This window comes from Phytopseudomonas seleniipraecipitans (genome assembly GCF_900102335.1).
GTDB lineage: Bacteria > Pseudomonadota > Gammaproteobacteria > Pseudomonadales > Pseudomonadaceae > Aquipseudomonas > Aquipseudomonas seleniipraecipitans.
Genome location: NZ_FNBM01000006.1, coordinates 261,764 through 273,581 on the forward strand (window position 1 = coordinate 261,764; position 11,818 = coordinate 273,581).

Sequence of the window (11,818 nt, forward strand, 5' to 3'; positions counted from 1 at the left end):
TGTGTTCGTCAAACCAGGTGCGGTGATTCATCGGGTGGGTGTGGCTGCTCAAACGCATCGCTCCGTTATGCCTGTGTTATCGACCGCCATCGCTGCCAGGCGCTCCATTTTCAAAAGCGTGGGGCTGCGTGGGGCAACGATTAAAAGTCGCACCATCCTACAAGAACTGCGCCGCGCTCGCCGCACTGTTGCCGCCGAACTGCGGCGGGCCTGGACGAGCGGAAAAAAGTACCGCCATTCAACGGTTTGCCTAACTCGCAAGCGTCAGCGCTGTAAGGCGGCCGCAGCAGCGGCAAGGCCGCGCCACATGGGGCTTCAAGCGGCGAATTCAGCCTACTCCATACGAACCGGCGAACGAAGCGGCCACTTGTCGCAGGCCTGCAATGGCCGGAACTCGGGGGCAGTCGACGAATAAAGGCGCGCGAAACAGCGTGCTGCTATCCGTGAAAACCGATGATGGAGGCTCATCCATGAGCATGATCGACACCCTGTTGGACAACAAGGGAACGCCGCTGGAGAAACAGACGTTCACCTGGCGAGAACTGGCCAGTAGACCCATCAGCAAGCTGGACGACGACGCCTTCACCCGCGTACGGGTGATCCTGATGAACGGTGTCGAATCCGACGCCTTGCGCCTCAAGCACTTCGGTGCACGCTTCAACAAGGCGCTGCAACTGCCGCTGGCGCAGATCCGCCGCGTCGAGCATCACCAGATGACCGCCATCAACTGGCTCCTTTCGTCCGACCATTCGCCGCTGGAAACCACCGTGGCCTACGAGCAGACCGCCATCGAGATCACCGCTGCGGTCGCCCAGAACGAACCCGATCCTTACCAGGCGCAAACCTACCGCTTCGGCCTGCTCGAAGACTTCGATCACCTCTACCGCTACGCCGCGATGCTCGACCGGCTGGAGGGCAAGGACGCCAACAATATCCTGCAGGGTTACACCGACATCATTCCGGGCCGGCCGACCAGCGAGCATCACCGCGCACCCGAGGATGACCTGCGCGACAGCTACGAGAAGGACAACGCCGCCCTGATTACCAAGATCCACGCGGCGCTGATCACCGGGGCCGAATATCAGACCCACGATTACTACATGAACATCGGCCCGCTATTCGCCGACCCGGTGGCGCGGGCGCTGTACGCCGAGATCGCCTCGGTTGAAGAGCAGCACGTGACCCAATATGGCTCGCTGCAGGACCCCAGCGAGAGCTTCATGGAGAAGTGGCTGGTGCACGAGGCGATGGAGGTCTACACATACGCCAGTTGCGCCGAGCAGGAAGACAACCCGCGCATCAAGGCGCTGTGGGAGCGCTTCGTCGACTACGAGCAGGGCCACCTCAACCTGGCCTGCGAGCTGTTCAAACAGCACGAACGGCGCGACCCGGCCGAGGTGCTGGGCGGCCAGTTACCAAAGATGATCCAGTTCAAAAGCCAGCGCGATTTCGTTCGCGAAACCCTTTCCAGAGAAATCGATCTGCGCGCTCACGGCGTCGATTACGTGCCCAAGGACAAGGAAGGCCGTGCCTCCCTCGACTATCGGTCACGGCTCAACGGCGAGGGCGTGCCGGCCAATGTGGTGTCCGCCGGCTACACCTGGAAACCCGGTACCGAACTCAACCCAGCGGGAGAACAACGATGAGCGAGCGCCAAGTCAAAATCGGCATGAATCTCACCGGCACACAAATGGCGCCAGACGCCACGCAGGAACAACTCGAAGCCACTCGCCTGTTCCCTGCCGACATACCCGGCGATATGCGTAGCTACACCGACGCACGTCAGCAGGCTATCGGCACGGCCGACCGGGTTGGGTCCGTACCGCCGCCAGGCTCGGTCAAAGGCATGCTGAAAACCGCCGTCGACAAGGTCACTGGCAGCAACCCCGAGGTGCTCCTCGACAAGCTCGGCGAACGCCTGGCCTTCGAGCGTACCGGGGTGCGCTTGTATGAGGCGATGATCGCCAAGGCGACATCCGCCGTAGGCGCGACGCCGGCCATGGTGGCAACGCTGCGGGAGATCCAGGCCCAGGAGCTCGAACACATGAACCTGGTACGTGAAGCGATCGAAACACTAGGCGGCGACCCGACCACCATGACGCCCTGCGCCGACGTTGCGGCGGTGAAAGCTCAGGGCGTGCTGCAGGTACTGACCGACCCACGCACCACGTTGTCGCAATCCATGAGCGCGATCCTGACCATCGAGCTGGAAGACAACGCGGCCTGGGAACTGCTGATCGAACTGGCCAAAAAGGCCGGACACCCGTTGATCGCCGAAGGATTCAAACACGCCTTTGAGCAGGAGGAGCTGCACCTGAGCACAGTGCGCGAGCTGATCCGGCAGGACCTGCTGGGTCAAGTCAGCTGACCGGTCAATGGCGAGGAATGGAAGGCCGCCTGCGGGCGGCTTTCTACCGGATGCTCCCCGCTCGTCGTGCCAGAGGAGTCTGGCGGCAGCGCGGCAGTCAACCGCTGCACATACCTCACAATGAGCTGCAGAAGGCACCTGTTGATGAACGAAACCGCAAAGGACATGGAGCTCAAGGCATGGCGATTGCTGCTCGAAGATGATGCCTATCGCCTGGATTGCCCCAAGGATTATCACGCGACGCTGCTGCAGCGCGCCGACGAGTTGCTGCAGCGAGGCCTACTCGACGCAGATGACTGGCAGTTGTTAGTCGCCGCGGCCGATCAGGCTTATGACGCGACCGTCGAAGCGCCAGCAGACAAGCAAAGCGACTGCCTGCCGCTTTCTACCCTGCGTCTGCCGGATACGCCCTGACGGATACGCGCTTGCATTCATAACTGCAGCCCGCCGTTGGCAAACGGTCGGGCTGCTGGTGGTAGCGCAGCCTAACTGGCCAACACTTCGGCCGGCGCCACCGCAACTTCAGCCTGATAGCCCTGCGGATTCATCTTTTGCCAGCGCCAGGAGTCGGCGAGCATCGCATGCAGCCCGCGCTTGGCACTCCACTGCAATTCGCCCAGTGCCTTGCTCGGATCGGCCCAGCATTGAGCGATGTCGCCAGGGCGCCGCGCGACGCTGCGAACCGGCAGCGAGCGACCAATGATCTGCTCGAACGAGCGGACCATTTCCAGCACCGAATAGCCCTGCCCCGTGCCCAGGTTCCAGACCGAGACGCCGGTGCTCTGACTCAGGCGTTCGAGCGCACACAGGTGGCCCTCGACCAGATCGACGACGTGAATGTAATCGCGGATTCCGGTGCCATCGCGGGTCGGGTAATCGTTGCCGTAGATACTCAGCTGCGACTGTCGACCCACCGCCACTTGCAGCATGTACGGCAACAGATTGTTGGGAACCCCGTTGGGGTCTTCACCAATCAACCCCGACTCGTGAGCACCGATCGGGTTGAAGTAACGCAGCAAGGCAATCGACCAGCGCGGGTCGGAATGCGCCAGGGCCTTGAGCACGTTCTCGGCCATCAGTTTCGACTGCCCGTACGGATTGGTCGGGATGCCGGTGGGGCAATCTTCACGGATCGGCATGCTCACCGACTCGCCGTACACCGTGGCCGAGGAGCTGAATACCAGGCGGAAGATTCCGGCATCGGCCATCGACTGGCACAGGGTAATGCTGCCGGCCACATTGGTTTCGTAGTAACGCAGCGGGTCACGAACGCTTTCGCCAACAGCCTTGAGGCCAGCAAAGTGCATCACCGCAGTGATCGGCCAGCGCTGGAACAATTCGTCAAGCAGTGCCCGGTTACGGATATCGCCTTTGATAAAACGCGCCTTGTGGCCGGCAATCAGCGCCACGCGGTCGAGCGACGCCCGCGAGCTGTTGCACAGATTATCCAGTACCAGCACCTCATGACCGGCCTGCAGCAGCGCCAGCACTGCGTGAGAACCAATGTAACCCGCACCCCCTGTGACCAATATCATGTTTGCCTCCACCGAAATTGAGTCGCTCGTTAGGCCGCCGCCCATGCCATGGCAAAAGCACGGGACGCCTGCCTGATGAAAAAGTGATCGTCTACAGAGATAACGACGAAGGCCTGTTCGCAGTAGTTCAGGTCAGTGGATGAACGCGCCATTGCGTGACCTTTCAGCCGATCTGTTGAACTGCGCAGAACCCCTCATCGTCCACTTTTCGCATCTACCCGCTTAACCGAAACGGCCGCGCCAGAGCCCGCCGCTTCGCTTGTGCGGCCCATTTGAGGAGAGCTGAACATGAGTTGGGCAGGATCTTTCCAGACGTCTATCGGCAAATCCCGGACGCCTTCGAATCACGCCGAAGCAGCGGTCGTTTTCGACCCCTCGATGGCGACGTTGCTGTGTCTTTCGCACCTGCGCTGGAGCTTCGTCTACCAGCGTCCGCAACACCTGATGTCGCGCTTCGCTGGCACCTACAACGTGCTGTTCTTCGAGGAGCCGATCGGCACCGATGAAACCGAGCCCTGGCTTGAGGTGCGCCCTGACGAACAAGGTGTGCAGGTGCTCGTGCCGCGCTTGCCTGCCGGGCTGAATGCGCAGGCCAGCACCGCTGCCATCCGCGCCCTGCTCGACGACTACCTGGGCAAACTCGAGGTCGAGGATCTGCTGCTCTGGTATTACACGCCGATGAGCCTGGCGTTTTCCGATCACCTGCAGCCACGCGTGACCATCTATGACTGCATGGACGAGCTGTCGGCCTTTCATGGCGCGCCGCCCGAACTGGTCGAGCGGGAACGCGAGCTGTTGGCGCGCGCTGATCTGGTTTTCACCGGTGGCTACAGCATCTGGGAAGCCAAGCGCGAGCTGCACGACAACGCGCATGCGTTTCCCAGCAGCGTGGATATCGCCCACTTCGCCAGCGCACGGCAGCCACAAAGCGATCCGCCTGACCAAGCCAGCATCGGCCTGCCGCGCCTGGGCTTTTACGGGGTGATCGACGAGCGCTTCGACATCGAGTTGCTCAGAGCGGTGGCAGCCATGCGCCCCGACTGGCAGTTCGTGATGATCGGCCCGGTGGTCAAGATCGACCCTGCCGACCTGCCGCGTCTGGACAACATCCACTACTTCGGCGGCAAGACCTATGACGAGTTGCCGGGCTATCTGGCCGGCTGGGACGTGGCGCTGATGCCCTTCGCCCTGAACGCCTCGACCCGTTACATCAGCCCGACCAAAACCCCCGAATACCTGGCTGGCGGTCGCCCGGTGGTGTCCACGCCAATCAACGACGTGGTGCGCAGCTATGGCGATTGCGGGCTGGTGCTGATCGCCGGCACACCCGAAGAGTTCGTCGCCGCGTGCGAGCAGGCCCTCGCCCTGGCGGCGGACCGCGACGCCATGCTCGCCGCGGCCGACCGCATCCTCGGCGACATGTCGTGGGATCAGACACAGGCATCCATGAAGGAGATGATCGAATGCATTCGTTGAACGTCACCGGCCCATCGGCCAGCCAATCAGATCAGCAACAGGCATTCGATTACCTGATCGTCGGCGCCGGGTTCGCCGGCAGCGTGCTCGCCGAACGCCTGGCCGCCGGCCTGAACAAGCGCGTCCTGTTGATCGACCGGCGTTCGCACATCGGCGGCAATGCCTACGATCACCACGACGAAGCTGGCGTGCTGATTCACCGGTACGGCCCGCATATCTTCCATACCAATGCGCAGCGCATCGTCGATTACCTGTCGCGCTTCACCCAATGGCGCCCTTACGAGCACCGTGTGCTGGCGGTCGTCGATGGTCAACAGGTGCCCATTCCGATCAACCGCACCACGTTGAACGCCCTGTATGGCCTGGACCTGCAGAGCGACGAAGAGGCCGAGCGCTACCTGGCCAGCCGCGCCGAGGCGGTCGAGACCATTCGTACCAGTGAGGATGTGGTGGTCAATCAGATCGGCCGCGAGTTGTACGAGAAGTTCTTCCGCGGCTATACCCGCAAGCAGTGGGGGCTCGACCCGTCGCAGCTGGACAAGATGGTCACCTCGCGCGTGCCGACCCGCACCAACACCGACGACCGCTATTTCACCGATACCTTCCAGCAGATGCCTCTGGAGGGCTATACGCGAATGTTCGAGCGCATGCTCGACCACCCGAACATCAGCATCATGCTGAACACCGATTACCGACAGGTGCGTGATCAGGTCGCGTACAAGCACCTGATCTATTGCGGCCCTATCGACGAGTACTTCGATCACTGCTTCGGCAAGCTGCCGTATCGCTCGCTGAAGTTCGAGCACCAGAGCCTCGAGCAGGAGCAGTTCCAATCGGTAGCGACGGTCAACTACCCTGACGAGACGGTGCCGTACACGCGCATCAGCGAATACAAGCACCTCACTGGTCAGCAGCACGCGAGCACCAGCATCACCTACGAGTATCCGTCCGCAGAGGGTGACCCTTATTACCCGATCCCGAGGCCGGAAAACGCCGAGCTGTACAAACGCTACGAGCAATTGGCAGCCGAAACCCCGGGCGTCACCTTTCTTGGCCGGCTTGGCACCTACAAGTACTACAACATGGATCAGGTCGTCGGCCAGGCACTGGCGCTGTACAAGCGTATCGAGGAAGCTCACAACGGTCCGGCGCCTGGCGAGAGCGCCGAACACAGTGAAAGCCTGGCCCGGCAAGCACCGTAAGGACGACCGATGCACCTACCTTCCCTGTTCGACAGCTTCTTCCTGGGCGGTTTCGAGTGTTCCACCCATAGGCGTGACGACGGTCGGCGGCTTGATCTGGTCGACAGCACGGGTCACGCCCGCTGGGCGGGCCAGGACTATGCCGCCCTGCGCCGCCATGGCATCCGCTCGGCGCGCGATGGGCTGCGCTGGCACCTGATCGAATCGACCGCTGACCACTACGACTGGTCGAGCTTTCTGCCGCAGCTAAGAGCAGCCGAGCAAGCAGGCGTGCAGGTGATCTGGGACTTGTGCCACTACGGCTGGCCAGACGGTATCGACATCTGGCGACCAGAGTTCGTCGAACGCTTCGCGCGCTTTGCCGCAGCGGCCGCCCGCGTGATACGCGAGGAAAGTGATCGGGTGCCCTTCTACTCACTGCTCAACGAGATGTCGTTCTGGGCCTGGGCCGGTGGCGAAGTGGCCTATTTTTCGCCGCTGGGCCGAGGCCGTGGCGACGAACTCAAGCAACAACTGGTGCGCGCCAGCATCGCGGCCATTGAAGCGATCCGCGCCGTTGATCCACGGGCACGCTTCGTTCAGGTCGACCCAGTGATTCATGTAGTGCCGCGGGTCAATCGTGCCGACGCTCAAGCCGACGCCGAGCGTTATCGGCTCGCCCAGTTCCAGGCCTGGGACATGCTCGCCGGGCTGCAGTGGCCGGGCCTCGGTGGCCGCCCGGAGTACCTGGATATCGTCGGGGTCAACTTCTACCCGAACAACCAGTGGTTCGCCGGCGGCGGCACATTGTGGCGGGGCGAGCCAGGGTATCGCCCGTTCAGCGGCATTCTTGCCGAGGTCTATCAGCGTTATCGGCGGCCGCTGCTGGTGGCGGAAACCGGCGCCGAAGGCGAGCAGCGGGCCGAATGGCTGCGCTATGTCGGCGATCAGGTGCGTCTTGCACTGCAGCGTGGCCTGCCACTGGAGGGCATCTGCCTGTATCCGGTACTCGACTATCCCGGCTGGACGGACGATCGCCACTGCCAGACCGGACTATTCGGCTACGCCAATGGGCAAGGCGAACGGCCGGTGTATGCACCGCTGGCCGAAGAGCTGCGCCACCAGCAGGCGCAGTTCGATGCCCTCGCTGGGCAACTGGCGGCGCAGGTATGAGCGGCAATGCGCATACCGGGCCGGACGAGCTGCCCGGGCGGCCGATTGCCTTTCTGGCCCATTACGTCAAACGCCGCCCCTGGCATTTTGGCGGCATGTTTCTGCTGATTCTCGGCGCGGGCGGCTGCGCGGTTGCCGTGCAATACGGCATGAAGCTGCTGGTCGATGCGATGGCCACAGAAGACCGCCAACAGGCCCAGGTGTGGTTTCCCCTGAGCTTGTTCATCGGCTTGATCGTCGTCGAGAACGTGTTCTGGCGCCTCGGCGGCTGGCTCGGCTGCCGCACCGTAGTGGCTAGCTGCGTGGACCTGCGTGTCGACCTGTTCCGGCACCTTACCGGCCACCCGATGCGCTATTTCACGCAGCATTTCGCCGGCGCCCTGGGTAACCGGATCTCCGCCACCGGCCAGGCGGCAGGCGCCATCTATGGCGGCCTGGCGTGGAAAATCATGCCGCCGTGCGTGGATTTTCTCGGCGCAGTGATCGTGCTGTTCACCGTGGATACGCGCATGGCCTGGGCGCTTATCTTTTTCGTCGCCGTCGTCGCGGCGCTGATCACCGCGTTCGGCGTTCGCGGGCGCAGCAAGCACCAGCGTTTCGCGGCGCAGGCTGCGCGGGTCGGCGGTGAATTGGTCGACGTGGTGTCCAACGTCTGGACGATCAAGGCGTTCTCCGCACGTGACCGCGAAAGCCAGCGCCTGGCCGAGGAAATCGGCCTGGAAGCACGTGCGCAGCGGCGCAGCTGGATGTACCTGGAAAAAGCCCGGGTCATCCATGACATCTGCCTGTCGGTGATGGCCGGCGGCATGCTGGTCTGGGCGATCCAGTTGTGGATAGCTGGCACGGTAACCGCTGGTGACGTGGTGATGGTCAGCGCCCTGACCTTCCGCATTCTGCATGGCTCCCGCGACCTCGCCCTGGCGCTGGTCGACACCACTCAGCAGTTGGGCGCCATCGAAGACACCTTGCGCATCATCGTCCAGCCTCACGAGCTGGACGATCCCGAACCCCAGCTGGCGCTGCTACGCGGCGACATCGAGTTTCGCCACGTAGCGTTCGCCTATCCCGATGGACGCCGCGTGTTCGAGAATTTCGACCTGCATATTCCAGTGGGCGAAAAAGTTGGCATCGTCGGGCCTTCGGGAGCCGGCAAATCCACGCTGATCAGCCTTATCCAGCGCCTCGACGATGTGCAGGCCGGCAGCATCATGATCGATGGGCAAGACATCAGCGACGTCAGCCAGGACAGCCTGCGCGCACGCATGGCTGTGGTGCCGCAGGAGACTGCGCTGTTCAACCGCAGCATTCGCGAGAACATCCGCTACGGCCGTCCAGGCGCTAGCGACGAGGAAGTGGTGGCGGCGGCGCGTCATGCCTTCTGCGACACCTTCATCCGCGAACTGCCGCAGGGCTACGACACATTGGTGGGTGAGCGCGGGGTCATGCTCTCCGGTGGTCAGCGCCAACGACTCGGCATTGCCCGCGCGTTTCTCAAGGATGCGCCGATCCTGATCCTCGACGAAGCCACCTCAGCGCTGGACACCCACTCCGAGGCCGAGATTCAGGCCGCCCTGGCCAACCTGATGGAGAACCGCACAGTGCTGGCCGTAGCGCACAGGCTGTCGACACTGGCGAGCTTTGACCGCGTAGTGGTGCTGGAAAATGGACGTATCGTCGAGGACGGCCCGCCCGAGCAGTTGCGACAACAGGACGGCAGTTTTGCGCGGCTATGGCGTATACAGGCAGCCGGCTTCGAGGCGTCCTGACAATCGCCTGCTCGATTTGAATGATGTAAGAGCGTAGACCTCGGCGCGAAAGGATGGTGGCTGCACCTTCATTACTGCGTTGCCCCAGCTATTCGCCCCGGGGTCGGGGCTCCTACAGATAATCGCAGTCGTTCAGGTAAATGCGTCACCCGCCGCCACTGTAGGAGCATGGACTCGGCGCGAAACGGTCGTGGCTGCACAGCGATGTTGACGTTGCGTCGCCATTCGCTCGGAAGCGACGTTCATCCAGGCATTAAAAAACCGGGCTCGAAGCCCGGTTTTTTGATACCGCTTGGCTTATCAGCCGCGGCCTTCGCGATACAGGTTTTCGAAGCAGAAGTTGGTCGCTTCGATATAACCCTCGGCGCCACCGCAGTCGAAACGACGGCCTTTGAATTTGTACGCCAGCACGCAACCTTCCTGCGCCTGTTTCATCAGCGCGTCGGTGATCTGAATTTCACCGCCCTTGCCTGGCTCTGTGTCCTTGATCAGGTCAAAGATGTCCGGGGTGAGGATGTAGCGACCGATGATCGCTAGGTTCGACGGCGCATCTTCAGCTTTCGGCTTCTCGACCATGTGGCTGACGCGGAAGATGTCGTCACGGATAGTTTCACCCGCGATCACGCCGTACTTGTGGATCTCGTCCATCGGCACTTCCTGCACCGCCACGATCGAGCAGCGGAACTGGTTGTACAGCTTGACCATCTGGGTCAGCACGCCATCGCCGTCGATGTTCAGGCAAAGGTCATCCGCCAGCACCACGGCAAACGGCTCGTCACCGATCAGCGGGCGACCGCTGAGAATCGCATGACCGAGGCCCTTCATTTCCACCTGGCGGGTGTAGGAGAAGGTGCAGTTATCGATCAGGCGACGAATACCGACCAGGTACTTTTCCTTTTCGGTGTCGCGGATCTGGTGTTCGAGCTCGTAGCTGATGTCGAAATGGTCTTCCAGCGAACGCTTGCCGCGGCCAGTCACCATGGCGATCTCGGTCAGGCCGGCGTTGAGTGCTTCTTCCACGCCGTACTGGATCAGCGGGGTGTTGACCACGGGCAGCATTTCCTTGGGCATTGCCTTGGTCGCCGGGAGAAAGCGCGTGCCGTAACCGGCGGCTGGGAACAGGCATTTCTTGATCATGTGTTTTCCTTGAGTGGTCGATGTTGCACAAGTCGCCGAGTCGCTGACATCAGGAAGTCTGACGCAGCCGTTCGTAGTAATAGGGCAGTCGCAGCAAGGCATGACGCGCGGCGGCCGCACGCCTTTCGTTGTTGTCTCCGGGGAAGGTGATGGTCTCGCTGGTCACCCCCTCATGTTCGGCAAGGCGTGTCGCGCAGGCGAAGCACATGGCGCCATCGATCACCTGCTGGCCGCTCTTGTCGTCGGCCGTCGGTGCGCCAGTGATGGCCAGGATAATGTCGGCGCTGCTGGTCTTCAGCACGCCCAGGGCCATTTCCCGCGCCACTTCTTCGCTGTTCATGCCGTAGGTGTCGATGGTTTCCAGCTTCACGCCAAGGCTGGCTTGCATGGCGCGCTTGGAATAGACCACGAAGCCGCTCTCAAGCACGCCGTCACAACCCGGCACGGCCGCGACCGTGGCGGCCAGCAGGCCGGCTGTGGAGGATTCTGCGGTGCTGAGCACCAGGTTGTACTTTTCCAGGAAATGCACCGCCTGCTCGATGTTTTGCATGCTGGCGTAGTTCTCCAACCCAATCATTACTGTGTGTCTATGGCAGTACGATGGGCACACAAGTTCCGGACAATTATCAGAGACCACCCATCGACCTAACTGAACTCTGCAGCCCTGGGTTTTTCCCACGCTAGACAGCCGGCCGACTTTGAGAGGTAACACCGTGAACACTCTTCGCAAGCTGCAGGACACCCACGAACTGCACGATGTCAGCGATGGCTCGATCCGTGATGCATTCATCAAGGCATTGAGCGAAAAGGCGCGTCCGCTGTTCGAAGAAGCCGCCAGCTACGCACGCAACCATGATCTGGATGTGGTCGTGGACCTGGTGCTGGAAAACGACAAGCCGCGGCTGATCCTGGCGGTCAGCCGCCCCGATGAAGGCATCGTCAGCAGCTACAGCCTGGTCGCCAATACGGCGGCGCAACGCATGTTGCACGAGGAGTATTACGCGGACAGCGGCGATATTCATCGCCAGGAATCGCTGCTGGCTTCGGTCAATGAAAAGGTCATCGACACCCGCCTCGCCAACTTCTTCCGCAAGGGCTTCGCCCTGCCCCTCGACTACATCAACGAGCGTCACCCGATCGGCTTCTGGTGAGCACACGTTTCATTGACGGCGTTTAGCTGAT

11 protein-coding genes are annotated in these 11,818 nt (G+C 61.9%); 8 read left to right on the forward strand and 3 right to left on the reverse strand.

Annotated features, from left to right (window positions below; translation table 11 throughout):
- Nucleotides 1–470: 470 nt before the first annotated feature.
- The 3 genes from BLS60_RS14790 (at nt 471) to BLS60_RS14800 (ending at nt 2,782) form a co-directional block, all read left to right on the forward strand.
- Nucleotides 471–1,646 carry a hypothetical protein gene (locus BLS60_RS14790; protein WP_092369435.1) on the forward strand — a complete coding sequence of 392 codons (1,176 nt, stop codon included), beginning with the start codon at nt 471–473 and terminating at the stop codon, nt 1,644–1,646.
- Entirely contained in the window at nt 1,643–2,368 is a 726-nt protein-coding gene (locus tag BLS60_RS14795; protein ID WP_070883704.1) for a ferritin-like domain-containing protein, read from the forward strand. The genes BLS60_RS14790 and BLS60_RS14795 overlap by 4 nt, the downstream gene beginning before the upstream one ends.
- Nucleotides 2,369–2,512: 144 nt before the next feature.
- The gene (locus tag BLS60_RS14800) at nt 2,513–2,782 is read left to right on the forward strand and encodes a hypothetical protein (protein ID WP_092369438.1); all 270 of its coding nucleotides are present in this window, start codon (nt 2,513–2,515) and stop codon (nt 2,780–2,782) included.
- Between the two features lie 71 nt (nt 2,783–2,853).
- Here the strand turns inward: BLS60_RS14800 and galE are convergent, their stop codons facing one another.
- Nucleotides 2,854–3,903, reverse strand: a complete 1,050-nt coding sequence (gene galE, locus BLS60_RS14805) for a UDP-glucose 4-epimerase GalE (RefSeq protein WP_092369441.1) — start codon at nt 3,901–3,903, stop codon at nt 2,854–2,856.
- A 288-nt stretch (nt 3,904–4,191) separates the two neighbouring features.
- Between galE and BLS60_RS14810 the strand changes: the two genes are divergently transcribed.
- From BLS60_RS14810 to BLS60_RS14825, 4 genes are read left to right on the forward strand one after another with little or no spacing between them, the layout of a single operon-like run.
- Nucleotides 4,192–5,379: a glycosyltransferase family 1 protein gene (locus BLS60_RS14810; protein ID WP_092369444.1), complete on the forward strand. Its 1,188-nt coding sequence runs from the start codon at nt 4,192–4,194 to the stop codon at nt 5,377–5,379.
- On the forward strand, nt 5,367–6,581 hold the full coding sequence (gene glf / locus BLS60_RS14815) for a UDP-galactopyranose mutase (RefSeq protein WP_092369448.1): 1,215 nt from the start codon (nt 5,367–5,369) through the stop codon (nt 6,579–6,581). Before BLS60_RS14810 ends, glf begins: the two co-directional genes overlap by 13 nt.
- A gap of 9 nt (nt 6,582–6,590) precedes the next feature.
- Nucleotides 6,591–7,733, forward strand: a complete 1,143-nt coding sequence (locus BLS60_RS14820) for a beta-glucosidase (RefSeq protein WP_092369451.1) — start codon at nt 6,591–6,593, stop codon at nt 7,731–7,733.
- Nucleotides 7,730–9,499, forward strand: coding sequence for an ABC transporter ATP-binding protein (locus tag BLS60_RS14825; RefSeq protein ID WP_092369454.1), 1,770 nt, complete (start codon nt 7,730–7,732; stop codon nt 9,497–9,499). Before BLS60_RS14820 ends, BLS60_RS14825 begins: the two co-directional genes overlap by 4 nt.
- Nucleotides 9,500–9,799: 300 nt before the next feature.
- Here the strand turns inward: BLS60_RS14825 and galU are convergent, their stop codons facing one another.
- Nucleotides 9,800–10,636 (reverse strand): UTP--glucose-1-phosphate uridylyltransferase GalU, encoded by an 837-nt coding sequence (galU, locus tag BLS60_RS14830; RefSeq protein WP_070883193.1) that lies wholly within the window; start codon nt 10,634–10,636, stop codon nt 9,800–9,802.
- A gap of 49 nt (nt 10,637–10,685) precedes the next feature.
- Nucleotides 10,686–11,213: a CinA family protein gene (locus BLS60_RS14835; protein ID WP_420848469.1), complete on the reverse strand. Its 528-nt coding sequence runs from the start codon at nt 11,211–11,213 to the stop codon at nt 10,686–10,688.
- Nucleotides 11,214–11,349: 136 nt separating this feature from the next.
- Between BLS60_RS14835 and BLS60_RS14840 the strand changes: the two genes are divergently transcribed.
- The gene (locus BLS60_RS14840; protein ID WP_092369458.1) at nt 11,350–11,787 is read left to right on the forward strand and encodes a hypothetical protein; all 438 of its coding nucleotides are present in this window, start codon (nt 11,350–11,352) and stop codon (nt 11,785–11,787) included.
- Nucleotides 11,788–11,818: the final 31 nt, after the last annotated feature.

What these genes read in the sequence shown, in the direction of transcription:
- BLS60_RS14790 (WP_092369435.1), top strand. Translation starts at nt 471, where the DNA reads ATGAGCATGATCGACACCCTGTTGGACAACAAGGGAACGCCGCTGGAG.
- BLS60_RS14795 (WP_070883704.1), top strand. Translation starts at nt 1,643, where the DNA reads ATGAGCGAGCGCCAAGTCAAAATCGGCATGAATCTCACCGGCACACAA.
- BLS60_RS14800 (WP_092369438.1), top strand. Translation starts at nt 2,513, where the DNA reads ATGAACGAAACCGCAAAGGACATGGAGCTCAAGGCATGGCGATTGCTG.
- galE (WP_092369441.1), bottom strand. Translation starts at nt 3,903, where the DNA reads ATGATATTGGTCACAGGGGGTGCGGGTTACATTGGTTCTCACGCAGTG.
- BLS60_RS14810 (WP_092369444.1), top strand. Translation starts at nt 4,192, where the DNA reads ATGAGTTGGGCAGGATCTTTCCAGACGTCTATCGGCAAATCCCGGACG.
- glf (WP_092369448.1), top strand. Translation starts at nt 5,367, where the DNA reads ATGCATTCGTTGAACGTCACCGGCCCATCGGCCAGCCAATCAGATCAG.
- BLS60_RS14820 (WP_092369451.1), top strand. Translation starts at nt 6,591, where the DNA reads ATGCACCTACCTTCCCTGTTCGACAGCTTCTTCCTGGGCGGTTTCGAG.
- BLS60_RS14825 (WP_092369454.1), top strand. Translation starts at nt 7,730, where the DNA reads ATGAGCGGCAATGCGCATACCGGGCCGGACGAGCTGCCCGGGCGGCCG.
- galU (WP_070883193.1), bottom strand. Translation starts at nt 10,636, where the DNA reads ATGATCAAGAAATGCCTGTTCCCAGCCGCCGGTTACGGCACGCGCTTT.
- BLS60_RS14835 (WP_420848469.1), bottom strand. Translation starts at nt 11,213, where the DNA reads ATGATTGGGTTGGAGAACTACGCCAGCATGCAAAACATCGAGCAGGCG.